Raw genomic sequence first — 14,681 nt, forward strand, 5'->3', positions numbered from 1 at the left:
TGTACGCCCGTTAGAATTTGGAGAATTCGTGTCCACGAACCTTGAAGGCATCATCAACCCGCCGATCGACGAGCTGCTGAAGGCCGCCGACTCGAAGTACGGACTGGTGATTTTCGGTGCGAAGCGCGCCCGCCAGATCAACGCCTACTACGCCCAGCTGCACGAGGGCCTGTTCGAGTACGTCGGCCCGCTGGTCGACACCAAGCTCAACGAAAAGTCGCTCTCGATCGCGCTGCGCGAGATCAACGAGGGCAAGCTCGTCTCCACGCCGATCGAAGCACCCGCAGAGTAACTACTCTGCTGCCTGACGGAGGTCACGTGCGCATAGTCCTCGGAGTCGGGGGAGGGATTGCCGCCTACAAGGTGGCGTCGCTCCTCCGGCTTTTTACTGAAGCCGGCCATGACGTCACCGTCATCCCCACGGAGGCCGCGACCCGGTTCGTCGGCGTCGCCACCTGGGAGGCCCTCTCCGGGCACCCGGTCAGCAACAGCGTCTTCGACGAGGTGCACACCGTCAACCATGTCCGGCTCGGCCACGAAGCAGAGCTGATCGTAGTGGCCCCGGCCACCGCTGACCTGCTCGCCCGGGCCGCCTCCGGACAGGCCAACGACCTGCTCACCAACACGCTGCTGATGGCCGGCGGGCCGGTCCTGATGGCGCCGGCCATGCACACCGAAATGTGGCAGCACGCCGCAACCCAGGCCAACGTGGAAACACTCCGCAGCCGCGGCGTCACCGTCCTCGAGCCGGCCAGCGGCCGGCTGACCGGTGCCGACTCCGGCCCGGGCCGGCTCCCCGAGCCCGAGGCGATCTTCGCCGCGGCGCTGGCCCTGGCCGGGGGAGCCGAGGTCCCGGACTCGCCGGGCTCGCCGGACACCACGGTGCCGGGGTCGTCGCTGTCCGGCACCCCGCTGCCGGGGGCCTCGCTGGCCGCCGCCCCGACGGCCGCCGGTACTGCTGGGCCGCTGGCCGGACTCACCGTGACCATCAGCGCCGGCGGTACCCGGGAGCCCCTGGACCCCGTCCGCTACCTCGGCAACCGGTCCTCCGGCAAGCAGGGCGTGGCGCTGGCCGCGGCCGCGCGCGACGCCGGTGCCCGCGTCCGCCTGCTCGTCGCCCACATGGACGTGCCCGCCCCGGCCGGCGTCGACGTCGTCCGGGTGGAGACCGCGCTGGAACTGCGCGAAGCAGCCCTGCACGCCGCCGCCGACTCCGACGTCGTCATCATGGCGGCCGCCGTGGCGGACTTCCGCCCGGCCGATGTCTCCGGCACCAAGATCAAGAAGCGCGACGACGGCGCGGACCCGGTGATCTCGCTCGTCCGCAACCCGGACATCCTCCGCGAACTCGTCGAGATCCGCGACGCCGCCGCACGGAACCAGCTGATTGTGGGCTTCGCGGCAGAGACCGGCGACGCCGACGGTGACGTCCTTGAGTACGCCCAGGCCAAGTTGCGGCGCAAGGCCTGCGACCTGCTGGTGGTCAACCAGGTCGGGAAGGATCAGGTCTTCGGCCAGGACAGCAACTCCGTAGTCATCCTTGCGAGGTCCGGCTCCGAACCCCAAGAGGCGTCGGGCTCCAAGTCCGACGTCGCGGCTGCCGTGATTGACCGCGTCAGCGCCGAGTTGAGCAGGGCAGTCCCGCCCGCTTGAGCGCTGCCGTAATCAAGGTCTCCTTCGCACAGGGACTCACGCCGCCGGACGCCCGTTTCCCAACCAGTAAGGTAGTTGAGTGACTTTACCGCTGCACATCCCAGACTTCCACGGGTCCACGCCCGCCTCGCTCCGGCTCTTCACGTCCGAGTCGGTGACCGAAGGACACCCCGACAAGATCTGTGACCAGATCAGCGATTCGATCCTCGACGCCCTGCTGACCAAGGACCCGGAGTCCCGCGTCGCGGTGGAGACCCTGGCCACGACCGGACTGGTCCACGTGGCCGGCGAGGTCACCACGGATGCCTACGTCGAAATCCCGCAGATCGTCCGCGAGACCATCCTTGGCATCGGCTACGACTCCTCGGCCAACGGCTTCGACGGCGCCCGCTGCGGCGTGTCCGTTTCCATCGGCCAGCAGTCCAATGACATCGCCGGTGGCGTCTTCAACTCGCTCGAAGCGCGCGAGGGCCGCCAGGAGGATGACTATGACCTCCAGGGCGCCGGCGACCAGGGCATCATGTTCGGCTACGCCAGCGACGAAACCCCCTCCTACATGCCGGTTCCGATCTGGCTGGCGCACCGGCTTTCCGAGCGCCTGACCGAGGTCCGCAAGTCCGGCCAGCTCGGCTACCTGCGCCCGGACGGCAAGACCCAGGTGACCGTTGGCTACGACGGCGACCGGCCGGTCTCGGTCGAAACCGTGGTCATCTCCAGCCAGCACGCCGAAGGCGCCAGCCTGGACCAACTCCGCGCTGACCTGGCCGAGCACGTGGTGGGGCCGGTCATGGCCATGTCGAACCTGGACACCTCCCGGGCCCGCAACATCCTTAACCCGGCGGGAGCGTTCGTGATCGGTGGCCCCGTGGGCGACGCCGGCCTGACCGGCCGCAAGATCATTGTCGACACCTATGGCGGCATGGCCCGGCACGGCGGCGGCGCTTTCTCCGGCAAGGATCCGTCCAAGGTTGACCGTTCGGCCGCTTACGCCATGCGCTGGGTCGCCAAGAACGTGGTCGCAGCGGGCCTCGCCAAGCGCGCCGAAATCCAGATCGCCTACGCGATCGGCCAGGCGCGCCCCGTGGGGACCTACGTGGAGACCTTCGGTACCGAGACCGTGGATCCGGCCCGGATCAGCGACGCCATTGCCGAGATCTTCGACCTGCGCCCCCGGGCAATCATCGACGCCCTGGACCTCAAGCGGCCGATCTACGCCAAGACGGCCGCCCACGGCCACTTCGGCCGCGAGGAGCCGGACTTCACGTGGGAGCGCCTGGACCGGGTCGACGAACTGAAGGCCTTCTTCAACGCCTGAGCCTGAGGCATGTCTTAGGTAGGCCGCCGACTGTCGGTGGCCCGTGATGGACTGTAGCCAGGCCGCCGACCGGTGGCCTGGCTACAGTTTTTTGGGTTGGGATAGATGCCTGTCCGACGGCAGCTGAAGGGAGGCAGGGAACATGAGCACACCACGTGGACGCGCCGCCGCGGCGGAGGAGCCCCTGCAGCTGTCACTGCTGCAGGGCTTCCCTGCTTCCGCGGCGTCGGGCGGACCGGCGCTGGCCGCTGACCTGCCGGTCGCCAGGGTGCTGCTGGAGTCGCCCCTGCCGCACCTGGACCGGCCCTTCGACTACAGCGTTCCGGCGGACCTGGACGCAGCGGCCCAACCCGGTGTGCGGGTCAGAGTGAAGTTCAGCGGCCAGGAACTGGGCGGCTACCTGCTCGAACGCGTCGCGGAGTCCGACGCCGGCCACGCCCTGGTGCCGCTGCACAAGGTCGTGTCGCCGGTGCAGGTACTCACCCCCGCCGTCGCCGAACTGGCCGAACGGGTCGCCGGGCGGTACGCCGGAACCGTCAGCGACGTTCTGCGCGTCGCAATCCCGCCCCGCATGGCCCGGCTGGAGAAGGAATTCGCCCCTGACGGCAGACTCGACCCGGCGCTCTTCGCCGGTGCTGGTGACGGGGTTGCCGCTGAGTCTGGCGAGGCCGGTGGTGCCGCCTGTGACGCTGCCGCCCCGTCCCGCTGGGCGGACTACCACAATGGTCCGGCGTTCCTGCAGCACGTGGCCGCCGGCGAATCGCCGCGGGCGGTTCTGGGCGCCCTCCAAGGGTACGGCCCCGGGGGCTGGCCCCGACTCATTGCCGAGGCGGTGGCCGCTGTCCGGCGCTCCGGGCGGGGCGCCGTCGTCGTGGTCCCGGACCAGCGTGACCTGGACCGGGCGGAAGCTGCGTTGTTGGATCTCCTGCCGGCTGACGACGTCGCCCGGCTCACGGCTGAGGACGGCCAGACACCGCGGTACCGGAACTTCCTGCGGGTGCTCAGCGGCGCCGCCGGGGTAGCGGTGGGAACGCGCTCGGCCGCGTACGCTCCGGTCCGGGATTTGGGGCTGGTGGTGTGCTGGGACGACGGCGACGATCTGCACATCGAGCAGCGCGCCCCGTACGCCCACGCCCGTGAGGTGCTGCTGCTTCGCGCCGCCCATGAAGGTGCCGCATGCCTGCTCGCCGGGCACGCCCGCAGCACGGAAGCGCAGCGGCTGGTCGAGTCCGGCTGGGCCCGGTCGGTGGAAGCCCAGCGCCACGTGGTCCGCCGCGCCGTGCCGCGGGTGTTGAACACGGCCGACAGCTTCGAGCAGGAGCGCGATCCGCTGGCCCGGATCGCCCGGCTTCCCGGGGTTGCCTGGCGCGCCGCGAAAGAGGGACTGGAGCGCGGACCAGTGCTGGTCCAGGTAGCGCGTGCCGGGTACGCGCCGTCCCTGGCCTGCGAACGTTGCCGTGAACCGGCGCGCTGCACCAGTTGTAGCGGGCCGCTGGCCATCGCCGGCCCGGGTGGAAGTGCCGCGGTGCCGGCGTGCCGCTGGTGCTCTGCGCCGGCGCCGGAGTGGCGGTGCGTGCACTGCAACGGGGTAAGGCTGCGTCGCGGGGCTGTCGGGGCCCTGCGGACCGCCGAGGAGCTTGGCCGGGCTTTCCCCGGCAAACCGGTGCTCACCTCTTCGGGGGACCGGGTGCTGGCCGAGGTGCCGGAGGCCAAGGCCCTGGTTGTCGCCACCGTGGGAGCGGAGCCGGTGGCCGCCGGCGGGTACGCCGCGGCGCTGCTGCTCGACGGCGACTCGCTGCTGCGCCGCGAGAACCTCCGGGCCGGCGAAGACGCTGTGCGGCGCTGGTTCAACGCCGCCGCCCTAGTCCGTCCGGCATCCGACGGCGGGCTGGTGGTCATCACGGCCGAAGACACCGCCGGCGTGGGCGCCCTGCTGCGCTGGGACCCTGCAGGGTACGCCGGCCGGGAGCTTGCCCTGCGCCAGGAACTGTCGCTACCGCCGGCGGTGCGGGTCGCATCGGTCACCGGCGGCAGGACCGCCGTCGCCCACTTCACCCAGGCCGCGGAACGGTCGCTGGCCCAACAGGGCATCACCCTGCGCTCGGCCGGTCCGGCGCCGCTGGTCGGCGGAGGAGCGGGGCCGGCGGTCGGTGCCCAGCACGTTCCCGGCGGACACCCGGTTCCGGGCGCGCAGGTTCCCGGTGCCCAGCCCGCCGGGGACGTCCGGACCCTGCTCTTTATCCCGTACGCGCAGGCCACCGACGTTACAAAGGCGTTGCGGGCTGTCAAGGCCGCCGCAGCGGCGAAACGCACTGACGATCCGGTCCAGTTGCGGCTCGACGGCGTCGACGTGCTGTAGCGGCTGCGTTCACATCCGGACGGGACGGTGCGGGATTCGGCAGTTACCACGAGGCAGGAGGGGCGGGAATGGCCGACCAACGCGCTATCGATGCGGCCTCTCGTGATGTGTTGGGAGCGCATATCGCAGAAGAGGGGCTGTTGGAGTGGTTCGGGACGAAATGGCCCTCGGACCCCCAGCCCTTGGCGGCGGATGTGTGGGCCTTCACGCCCGACTTCACTCGCATCCTGGTCGTTGAGCACCGCTGGCGCGGCCTGGTGCCACCCGGTGGGCGGGTCGAACCCGGTGAGACCCCTCGCGAGGCCGCGGTCCGCGAGCTCAGGGAAGAAACCGGTCTTGATCCGGCAATTGCGCACCGCCCGGCTTTTGCCGCAGCCCGCTCGTACTGCCGGGACTGGCCGGAGACGCTGAACTTGTCGTATTGGGCGGTGGCCGACGCCACCAGCGAGCTCCGGCCGGAGCCTGGCCAACCCGCTCGATGGGCTGACGTTGACACCGACTGGCGCACCTTCCATCGACTCGACGCGGGCGTGATTGCCGGGTTCGCAGCGGCGCAACAGCGCCGGCTCAGCCTCACCAGCCGGGAGCCGGGGACGAGCAGCGCAGGCTGAACGTCGAGGGTGCGCGGCACGGTCGGGCACCAGGCTAGGGCAGCAAGGGGCAGCTGCGTGTTAAGGATGAAGCGGGTTAAAGCCGTACTTCCGCACTCCCGCCGCAATACTGTCAGTGCCTCCTGAGATGCTTTGGGTATGCAAAGCGGAGAAGCTTTCAGCGCGGAGATCGGGGCGGCGGTAGCTGCGCTGGCGGGGTCTACTGCCGCGCTTCAGGCCCTCCTTGGCGGGGCCGGTGTCGGTGACGACGTCGGTATCGACGGCGCCGATCCGCTGCAGGTGCGGGAGGATGCGTACCTGGATGGGTTGGCCGAGGTGGCCCGGGCCGAGGCGCGGTTGGCGGCCGTGAAGGTCTGGTTGGTGGCGGGGTATGCGCATGTGGCGCAGGTGTTGGCGGGTCCGGCGGCCTCGCCGCAGGACCACACGGCTCGGGAGATGGGGACGGTCGCAGAGGTCGCGTGTGTGCTGACGGTCAGTGAGCGGTCCGCGTCGGCGTTGCTTTCGGATGCGCAGGCGCTGACCGGGTCATTGCCGTTGACGTTGGGGGCGTTGCAGGCCGGGGAACTATCCTGGCAGCACGCGAGGGTCATGGTCGATGAAACCGCTGGCCTGGACCGGGTCGCTGCCGCGGCGCTGGAGGGGCATTTCCTGGATCCTGCGGCTCCGGTGCCGGCGCGGGGGTGCCCGGCGGGGGAGTTGGTTCCGGGGCGGTTCCGGGCGAAGGCCCGTTCGTGGCGGGAGCGCCAGCACCCGGACAGTATCGAGGTCCGCCATGTCCGCGGCGCCGGGGATCGCCGGGTGGAGTTCGTTCCGGACCGGGACGGAATGGCCTGGCTCAACGCGTACCTGCCGGCAGCGACCGCGGCGGGGATATTCGATCGACTCACCGCCACCTCCCGCGCGCTCCAGGGCCCGGAAGAGCCCAGAACTTTGGCCCAGTTGCGGGCGGACGTGGCGGCGGCCGTACTCCTTAAGGGCGGCCCCGGCGGCTCTGCTGGCATTGTTGCCGGTGGCGAGGACGCCAACGCATCGCCGACCGTGGCCCCCAATGACGCGGCCGATGTGCCGGGGCCGCGGGCGCAGGTTCTGGTCACCGTGCCGGTGTTGTCGTTGCTGGGGGTGACGGAGGAGGCGGCGATGCTGGACGGGTACGGGCCGGTCCCGCCGTCAGTTGCCCGAAAGCTCGTGGCTGAGGGGGCGGATTCGTTCTACCGGGTGTTGACCGACCCGCGGGACGGGGCGCCGCTGGAGATCGGCCGGACAAGTTATCGGATTCCAAAGGCGATGCGGCAGTGGCTGCGGTTGCGGGATGGGAAGTGCCCTTTCCCGGGCTGTAACAACTCATCGCTGGATACCGAGGCGGACCACCTGCTGGCGTGGGCCGAGGGCGGCACGACCGGGGTCAGCAACCTGGGCCAGCCCTGCCGTAAACATCACCGGCTCAGACACACCACGGCCTGGAAACCCACCCCGGCGACCGGGCACGAACCGCCCGGCTGGAGATCACCGGCCGGCCGGCATTACCGCAGCGAAGAACAGGACTGGGAACCACCCCGCCTGCCCGACACCCGCTGGTCGGACACCGGGCCAGCCCCGTCCGACTCCGATTGGTCCGGAAGCGGGCCGATCCCCTCCGGCGCCAATTGGCCCGACACTTGGCCACCTGGGTCCGACTCCGACTGCCTGCCACCGGACACCGAACTGTACCTGGACCCGGACCCGGAACTGCCCGCGGACCCCTTCCCCGACTGGTACCGCTTCGCGGCGCCCGAACCCGACGAACCCGACTGGCCCGCCCTGTCCGAGGAACCCATCCCAGGCCACGTCTTGAATCGCGCCGCTTGAGCGTGCCCAAAAGTCACGACTTGCCGAGCTTGGCGGCGCTCCGAGAACTGCAGCGCGGCCAACGCCGGCCAGCGGCTGAGGCAACGAACCTCGCAATGACCGTGGGGACCGTGGGCGAATGGGCCGCGGGCCGGGCCGCGGCGTTTGCTGAGCTGCGCGGCTCGCCAAGGTGCGCCTCGGGGCAACCCGCTCTGACTTGCCGCCGTGGAAAGTAACCATTAGTCTTTCCGCTATGGAAAGTGATCTTCGACGGCCCTCCGGTGACGGGGCGAGAGCCGCATTGAACGAACTGTCCGCAGACCGACAGCGGCTCGCGCATACCATCAGGGTCCCCCGGGCGCTCATGGCTGGCTTCGGTGGAGTGGCCGCCTGGTGGGTGGGCATGGCTGCCGGGACGTCGCCGGGGCAGACTTACCAGCCGCCGGCAATGGGGTGGCTGGCCTTGGCCGTTGCGCTCGTCTTCGTCCACCTGGTCCAGCGTGACACCGGGATCCGCTTCCGCCGCATGGGGGCGCTGGCACTGTTGGCAGTGGCGGGCGTGGTCATCTCCTGTCTCGGGCTCTACAGCGTCTCCCTGGCCCTGGTTTCCCTCGGGCTGCACTGGGCAGTCCTCTTGCCCAGCGTCATGGCGTTCGTCCTAACGACCTGGCTGGCCGGAGTGGCCTACCGTTCAGCTGTGGCCAAGCTCAGCCATGGCTGAGGCGGCGTTTGATGAGGTCATCCACGCCCCGCTGAGGCTGCGCATCTGCGGCCTGCTCAGCCCGGTGGACCGACTCGATTTCGCTGTCATCCGCACAGCGTTAGGCGTTTCGGATGCCACCCTTTCCAAGCAGCTGAAGACGCTGATCGCCTCCGGCTACGTAGCGTCGTCGAAAGCGGCTTCCGCGGGCCGCGATGACGCACGACGCATCACCTGGCTGTCCCTCACGCCCTCCGGCAGACGCGCTTTCGACGCGCACGTCCGCGCCCTGCAGGAAATCGCCGGCGTCAACCCGAAGTAACGCCCGGCACAGCCCCTGCCGGCACGGCACCTCCCGAAGCAGTACCTACCGGCGGGCGCGCTTCCGCAAAGCGACGGCTTCTTCGGCGGTCTCCAGCAGGCGGCGGGCCGATTCGTCCCAGCTGAAGTCGGCCGCCCGCTCCACTGCCCGGCCCGACCGTTGCTTCCACAGCGCCGGGTCTTCCAGGGCGCGGACCGCAGCGGCGAAGGCCGCGGGGGAGTCGGGGTCGACGTAGCTGACTGCGTCGGCACCGACCTCGCGGAAAATCGGAATGTCGCTGGCAATCACCGGGGTGCCGTGGGCCATCGCCTCCACCAGGGGCAGGCCGTAGCCCTCGGCCCGGGACAGGCTGACCAGCGCGGTGGTGCGGGCCAGCAGTGCTTCATACTCGGCGTCGGTCACGCCGTTGTGGAACACGATGTTCGCGGCCTCGGGCGCCAGCGCCTCGAGCTCGGCCCTGCGTTCGGGGGTGATCCGGCTCAAGAGGTGCAACGTCATCTCCGGCAGCTCCGCCATGCCGCGGACCAGGGTCTCCACGTTCTTGTAGGGCATGAACGACCCCATGTACAGCAGCGTCTTCTCGGCCCCGGCGCCGGGATCGCGCGGGGTGATCCCGGGCTGCGGGGCGTTGCCCACGATCCGCACGGGCCGCCTGGTGAGGCGGTACTTCGCCATCAGGGCCTCGGTGGTGGAACTGATGGTCGCCACGACGTCGGCACGGTTCAGTAGCACCCGCTGCGGCCAAAACGCCTTGTGGTACAGCCGCCACAACACCCGCACCGGGGCCGGCAGGAACCCGGGAGGCGCCGGGTGCTCGTAGTAGATCAGGTCGTGCAGGGTCAGGACGAGGGCGTACTTGCGCCCCCAGCTGCCCATGGTCTGCATCGGGCACACCACGACGTCCGCGCCGAGCGGGTTGATCTTCCGGGCTACGAACAGTTCCGCCGGGGACAGCGGGCTGTTGATCAGCGTGTAGGGAACATCCGGCAGCAGGGCCAGCTGTCGCCGGTCGCTGATCAGCATCGAGACGTCAGCGATTTTCGCCGCGGCCGCGATCAGGCTGGAGCCGTAGCGGCTGATGCCGTCATGGTGGTCAAGCCTGGTGAAGCGGGCGTCAATAAGAATTTTCACGCGGCATGGTCCTTCAAAAAGCGGCGGATAAAGCCCGCGGCGGGTTCAGGGGTTTCGTAGTGGATCAAGTGCCCGACGCCGGGAATGACTTCCAAGGTCCCGTCCGGCAACAGCGGCAACAGTTTGTGCTGGTCGGGAAGGGTTGCGATCTCGTCCTCCGCGCCGGCCACCAGCAGCACCGGCAGCGCCAGGCGCGGCGCCACCTCGGCGACATTGCTGCCGACCGAGGCCTTGAAGGCTTCCAGCAGGCTGTCGCGGTCCGCGAACGCGGAGAAGTAGGCGCTGTGCTGGTCGTGCACGAACCGCCGCAGGTCCTTGTCGCGGGTCTTGGCCATGGTCTCACTCATCACGCGAACGATCAGCTGGTTGCGCAGCAGCGCATTCCCCAGCCTGCGGGGGAGCCGGGCGGCCGCCTCGTAGTAGAGCACCGCGGCCTTGGTCATCAGGCCCTTGGGGCCTTCGAGGGCGGGCGCGGCGATGGGGTTGATAAGGATCAGTTCGGCCACCGCCCCGGGATGGTCCGCCACGAAGTGGCTGGCGATGATCGACCCGAAGGAGTGGCCCAGCAGGACCGTCTCCGGCCCGAGCCCGAGGGCTTCCATGAAGTCACGAACGAACTTTCCGTAGCCGGCGACGCTGTGCTCTCCGGCACCCGCGGCTTCAGAGACGCCGAAGCCCGGCAGGTCCGGCATGATCAGCCGCATCTCCGGCAACTGGTCCACCACACGCAGCAGCCCGTGGTGGTCACCGCGGAACCCGTGGATCACCAGGATCGTCCGGGTGGCGGCGGTGACCTGGACGGGTTCGTAGGTCCAGTAGGCGACCCTGCTGCCGTTGATCTCCGCCGTGGCGGCGCGGCTCCTGGCATCCAGGCTGTCGCTGAGCAGGGGAACCCGGGGCGATGACCCGGCGGCCACGTCGTCCATTCGTCCGGTCCTAGTTGACATTGTCGGGGTTTGAGCCGGTGCGGAAGCCGCGCTCCAGGCCGGCCAAGGCGTCGAGGTCGGCGGTGCTGAGGCTGAACCCGAAAATGTCGTGGTTTTCGCGGATCCTGGCCTGGGAACTGGCCTTGGGAATGACGACGTTGCCCAGCTCCAGGTGCCAGCGCAGGATGATCTGCGCGGCGGTGCGATGATGCGCCGCGGCGAGCTCCAGGATGACCGGATCTTCCAGCACCTGCCCTCGGCCCAGGGGGCTCCACGCTTCGGTGGTGATCCCCAGGGAGGCATGCAGGGCCCTCAGTTCGGACTGCTGCAGCCAGGGGTGCAGTTCGATCTGGTTGACCGCAGGGACCACTTCGGCGCCGTCGAGCAGGCGTTGCAGGTGCGCTGGCTGGAAGTTGGAGACGCCAATCGCCCGCACCCTGCCCTCCCGGTACAGCGTTTCGAGGGCCCGGTAGCTCTCCGTGTAGAGACCCCGCTGCGGGCACGGCCAGTGGATCAGGTAAAGGTCGACGTACTCGAGCCCCAGCTTCGCGATCGAGGTGTCAAAGGCGCGCAGGGTCGCATCGTAGCCCTGGTCGTCGTTCCAGAGCTTGGTGGTCACGAACAGATCCTCGCGGGTGAGCGAGGGGTGCAGTTCGCCCGAGCCGCCGGTGGAGCCGTTGAAGGCCGAGAGGGCGCCGATCGCTTTCCCGACGCCGGTCTCGTTCCCGTACATGGCGGCGGTGTCGAAATGCCGGTACCCGGCCTCCAGGGCCATGGTCACCAGGCCGGCGGCGTCCTCGGGCGGCACCTTGTACAGTCCGAAGCCGAGGCGGTCCATCAGCACGCCGTTATTCAGGCTCAGCCGCGGGGAGATTCTCATAGCGAAGACTCTACCCAGTCCGACGCCGGGGACGGGGGAGACGGGCCGTCAGGACAGGCCTTCGGCACTGACCAGCCGCCGGGCGCTGGCCTCGTCGAGGATGAGGTCGGTCGCCAGTCCCGCCGCCAGCGCACCGCGCAGCCCGTTGATCTTGGACGCACCGGAGACGACGCAGATCCGCCGCCGGACCTGCCGCAGTTGTGCCAGGTCCGGTCCGGTGGACCGTTCGTTGAGCGTGATGCCGTCCGAGGAGCCGTCCGCGCGGAAGAACACGGTGGCGACGTCGCCCACGACGTCGGAGCTTGCCAGGACGCTCAGGTCGTCCTCGTCCAGGTAACCGCCGGCGTACACATGGCTGGGGTAGTCGGCGTCGACGGACCCCACCCCGAAGATAGCGATGCTCATTCGGGACTGCAGTTGCAGGATGCGCTGGACGCTGCGTTCATTCCACATCGCCTTCTTGGTGGCCGCGTGGTCGAAGAATGCCGGCACCGGGAACTGTTCCACCCGGGCGCCGTAGGCGCTGCCGAAGCGGCGCATGATGTCCGAGGCGTAGGTGATGCCCGTGGTCTGCATGTTCCCGGCCCCGTTGAGCTGGACGATGATGCTGTCGTGGGTGATCTTGCGGGTCAGGTGCCGGCTCACGGCACTGAGCGTCGAGCCCCATGCCACCCCGATAATCGCGTTCGAATCGACCAGCGGACCGATCGTGCGGGCCGCCTGCATCGCCACCCGGTCCAGCGTTTCTGCTTCGTTCAGCGTGTCCACCACCGGGACAACGTGCACATCCACCTTGTACTCCGCGCGGATCATGCTTGCCAGTTCGGGGCCGGTGTCCAGCGGGCTGCGGATCTGGATCTGCACCAGCCCGGATTCCCTGGCCGCCGAGAGCAGCCGCGAGACGGTCGAGCGCGAGGTGCGCAGCTCCCTGGCGATGGCATCCATCGTCAGGTCCTGGAGGTAGTACAGCTGGGCGGCGCGGAGGGCGTCGGACGGGCGCGTTGGCGACATTCCATTTCCATTCTGCACGTTTGTGCATAGTGCTTGACTCCATTTTCCATTAGTCCAAAGAATAGTGTTGAACGGCGGCCCGCCTACCGGCGCGCCGCAGAGCAGCAATCCCGAGGGAGCAGTTTTGGGAAACCAGGTAATACCGGCCAATCCGGCGTCGAGCGCACCGCGCACATCCGTGCAGCGGCTGAAGGACCGGCCCCACGCCCAGGTGCTCATCATCGGCGGCGGCATCAACGGAGTCGGCACCTTCCGGGACCTCGCCCTCCAGGGCGTCGACGTCGCGCTCGTTGAACGGGGCGACTACTGCCAGGGCGCCAGCGGCGCTTCCTCCCACATGATCCACGGCGGAATCCGGTACCTCGAGAACGGCGAGTTCCGCCTCGTCCAGGAGTCCGTCGTCGAGCGCAACCGGCTCCTGCGCATCGCCCCGCACTACGTGAAGCCGCTGCAGACCACCATTCCGATCTTCAGCACTTTCTCCGGCATCCTCGCCGCACCGCTCCGGTTCCTGACCCACAAGCAGCAGGGCGCCCCCAAGGAACGTGGCGCCTTCCTGATCAAGGTCGGCCTGAGCCTCTACGACTTCTTCTCCCGCGACGGCGGCACCGTCCCTCGGCACCAGTTCCGCGGCCGCAAGCGTGCCCTCGCCGAACTGCCCCGGCTGCACCCGGGCATCAAATACGCCGCGACCTACTTTGACGCTTCCGTGCACAACCCCGAGCGCCTGACGCTGGACGTGCTGCAGGACGGGGAAAAGGCCGGCGCAGCGGGCGGCAACGGCGCCCGCGCCAGCAACTACCTGTCGCTGGTTTCCATGGGAGACGCCGGTGCGCAGGCCGGTGACAAGGCCGACGCCAAGGCCGGCACCGTCCAGCTGCGTGACGAACTGACCGGCGAAGTCTTCGACTTCAGCGCCGACGTCGTGGTCAACACCACCGGCGCGTGGGTGGACCTGACCAACCAGGCCATGGGCGCCGCATCGGCCTTCATGGGCGGCACCAAGGGGTCCCACATCGTCCTGGACCACCCGGAGCTGCTCGACGCCTGCCAGGGCCGGGAAATCTTCTTCGAACACACCGACGGCCGGATCGTGCTGATCTACCCGATGGGTGACCGCGTCCTGGTCGGCACCACCGACATCGACGCCGACCCGGCCGAGGACACGGTCTGCACGGACGCCGAGATTGAGTACTTCTTCGACCTCATCGGCCACGTCTTCCCCGACATCACGGTGGATAAGGACCAGATCGTCTACACGTTCTCCGGCATCCGCCCGCTGCCCCGGCACGACGCCACGCAGCCGGGCTTCGTCAGCCGCGACTACCGGATCGAGCGCCGTGGCGACGCCGGCGGCCCGGTGGTGCTCAGCCTCGTCGGGGGCAAATGGACCACGTTCCGCGCCCTGTCCGAACACCTCAGCAACGACGTACTCGCCGAGCTCGGTGCGGAGCGGAAAGTCTCGACGGCGAAGCTCGCCATCGGCGGCGGCGCGGACTTCCCGGCCACCGAGGACGGCGTGCAGCGCTGGATCAAGGCCCACATGGCCGCCGGCCGCGATGCCGACCGCACCGCCGGACTGCTGACCCGCTACGGCACCCGCGCGGCTGACGTCATCGCCTTCCTCGACGAAGGCCCCGACGCTCCGCTGCACTCCACCCGCGAGCTCAGCGTCCGTGAACTGGAGTTTATGGCACGCAACGAGCAGATCGGGCACCTGGTCGACGTTCTCATCCGGAGGACCTCGCTGGCCTTCCGCGGGCTGGTCACCGGTGAACTGCTGAACGAGGTCGCGGAAATCCTTTCCGGCCCGCTCGGCTGGGACGCGGCGGCCCGCGCCGCTGAAATCGATCACGCCCAGGAGGTGCTCCGACGCTTCCACGGCGTCCAGGTGCACAGCCTGGTCGCCTGACGACTTGCGTGTCCGGAGGCCCGCCCTCCGGACACAA

13 protein-coding genes are annotated in these 14,681 nt (G+C 69.2%); 9 read left to right on the forward strand and 4 right to left on the reverse strand.

Features of this window, described 5'->3' with window-relative positions; translation table 11 throughout:
* Window positions 1-28: 28 nt before the first annotated feature.
* The 8 genes from rpoZ to ACTWLI_RS13430 all read left to right on the forward strand — a co-directional run bounded on the left by rpoZ (window position 29) and on the right by ACTWLI_RS13430 (window position 8,784).
* The gene (rpoZ, locus tag ACTWLI_RS13395) at window positions 29-292 is read left to right on the forward strand and encodes a DNA-directed RNA polymerase subunit omega (protein ID WP_056739201.1); all 264 of its coding nucleotides are present in this window, start codon (window positions 29-31) and stop codon (window positions 290-292) included.
* 26 nt (window positions 293-318) lie between these two features.
* Window positions 319-1,653, forward strand: a complete 1,335-nt coding sequence (locus tag ACTWLI_RS13400; protein WP_445154288.1) for a bifunctional phosphopantothenoylcysteine decarboxylase/phosphopantothenate synthase — start codon at window positions 319-321, stop codon at window positions 1,651-1,653.
* A 79-nt stretch (window positions 1,654-1,732) separates the two neighbouring features.
* Window positions 1,733-2,968 (forward strand): methionine adenosyltransferase, encoded by a 1,236-nt coding sequence (gene metK, locus ACTWLI_RS13405; protein ID WP_445154289.1) that lies wholly within the window; start codon window positions 1,733-1,735, stop codon window positions 2,966-2,968.
* Window positions 2,969-3,110: 142 nt separating this feature from the next.
* Window positions 3,111-5,327: a primosomal protein N' gene (locus ACTWLI_RS13410; protein ID WP_445154290.1), complete on the forward strand. Its 2,217-nt coding sequence runs from the start codon at window positions 3,111-3,113 to the stop codon at window positions 5,325-5,327.
* Between the two features lie 68 nt (window positions 5,328-5,395).
* Window positions 5,396-5,938 carry an NUDIX domain-containing protein gene (locus ACTWLI_RS13415; RefSeq protein WP_445154291.1) on the forward strand — a complete coding sequence of 181 codons (543 nt, stop codon included), beginning with the start codon at window positions 5,396-5,398 and terminating at the stop codon, window positions 5,936-5,938.
* Between the two features lie 138 nt (window positions 5,939-6,076).
* A complete protein-coding gene (locus ACTWLI_RS13420; protein WP_445154292.1) occupies window positions 6,077-7,783 on the forward strand; it encodes a DUF222 domain-containing protein in 1,707 nt (568 codons plus the stop codon).
* A 343-nt stretch (window positions 7,784-8,126) separates the two neighbouring features.
* Window positions 8,127-8,483: a hypothetical protein gene (locus ACTWLI_RS13425; protein WP_445154293.1), complete on the forward strand. Its 357-nt coding sequence runs from the start codon at window positions 8,127-8,129 to the stop codon at window positions 8,481-8,483.
* Window positions 8,476-8,784 carry a transcriptional regulator gene (locus tag ACTWLI_RS13430; RefSeq protein ID WP_445154294.1) on the forward strand — a complete coding sequence of 103 codons (309 nt, stop codon included), beginning with the start codon at window positions 8,476-8,478 and terminating at the stop codon, window positions 8,782-8,784. Before ACTWLI_RS13425 ends, ACTWLI_RS13430 begins: the two co-directional genes overlap by 8 nt.
* 45 nt (window positions 8,785-8,829) lie before the next feature.
* On the opposite strand, the gene ACTWLI_RS13435 is transcribed toward ACTWLI_RS13430, so the two are convergent.
* The 4 genes from ACTWLI_RS13435 to ACTWLI_RS13450 are packed head-to-tail and all read right to left on the reverse strand — an operon-like array spanning window position 8,830 to window position 12,732.
* Window positions 8,830-9,915 (reverse strand): glycosyltransferase family 4 protein, encoded by a 1,086-nt coding sequence (locus ACTWLI_RS13435; protein WP_445154295.1) that lies wholly within the window; start codon window positions 9,913-9,915, stop codon window positions 8,830-8,832.
* Window positions 9,912-10,841 carry an alpha/beta fold hydrolase gene (locus ACTWLI_RS13440; protein ID WP_445154296.1) on the reverse strand — a complete coding sequence of 310 codons (930 nt, stop codon included), beginning with the start codon at window positions 10,839-10,841 and terminating at the stop codon, window positions 9,912-9,914. Before ACTWLI_RS13440 ends, ACTWLI_RS13435 begins: the two co-directional genes overlap by 4 nt.
* Before the next feature lie 10 nt (window positions 10,842-10,851).
* Window positions 10,852-11,721 (reverse strand): aldo/keto reductase, encoded by an 870-nt coding sequence (locus tag ACTWLI_RS13445; protein ID WP_445154297.1) that lies wholly within the window; start codon window positions 11,719-11,721, stop codon window positions 10,852-10,854.
* A 48-nt stretch (window positions 11,722-11,769) separates the two neighbouring features.
* A complete protein-coding gene (locus ACTWLI_RS13450; protein WP_445154298.1) occupies window positions 11,770-12,732 on the reverse strand; it encodes a sugar-binding transcriptional regulator in 963 nt (320 codons plus the stop codon).
* A gap of 124 nt (window positions 12,733-12,856) precedes the next feature.
* On the opposite strand from ACTWLI_RS13450, the gene ACTWLI_RS13455 reads away from it, so the two are divergent.
* Window positions 12,857-14,644 carry a glycerol-3-phosphate dehydrogenase/oxidase gene (locus ACTWLI_RS13455; protein ID WP_445154299.1) on the forward strand — a complete coding sequence of 596 codons (1,788 nt, stop codon included), beginning with the start codon at window positions 12,857-12,859 and terminating at the stop codon, window positions 14,642-14,644.
* Window positions 14,645-14,681: the final 37 nt, after the last annotated feature.

It is taken from the genome of Arthrobacter sp. Hor0625 (genome assembly GCF_052567525.1).

Bases quoted from the DNA above. Each gene is read 5' to 3' on its own strand.
- ACTWLI_RS13410 (WP_445154290.1), top strand. From the start codon at position 3,111: ATGAGCACACCACGTGGACGCGCCGCCGCGGCGGAGGAGCCCCTGCAG.
- ACTWLI_RS13415 (WP_445154291.1), top strand. From the start codon at position 5,396: ATGGCCGACCAACGCGCTATCGATGCGGCCTCTCGTGATGTGTTGGGA.
- ACTWLI_RS13420 (WP_445154292.1), top strand. From the start codon at position 6,077: ATGCAAAGCGGAGAAGCTTTCAGCGCGGAGATCGGGGCGGCGGTAGCT.
- ACTWLI_RS13425 (WP_445154293.1), top strand. From the start codon at position 8,127: ATGGCTGGCTTCGGTGGAGTGGCCGCCTGGTGGGTGGGCATGGCTGCC.
- ACTWLI_RS13430 (WP_445154294.1), top strand. From the start codon at position 8,476: ATGGCTGAGGCGGCGTTTGATGAGGTCATCCACGCCCCGCTGAGGCTG.
- ACTWLI_RS13440 (WP_445154296.1), bottom strand. From the start codon at position 10,841: ATGGACGACGTGGCCGCCGGGTCATCGCCCCGGGTTCCCCTGCTCAGC.
- ACTWLI_RS13445 (WP_445154297.1), bottom strand. From the start codon at position 11,721: ATGAGAATCTCCCCGCGGCTGAGCCTGAATAACGGCGTGCTGATGGAC.
- ACTWLI_RS13450 (WP_445154298.1), bottom strand. From the start codon at position 12,732: ATGTCGCCAACGCGCCCGTCCGACGCCCTCCGCGCCGCCCAGCTGTAC.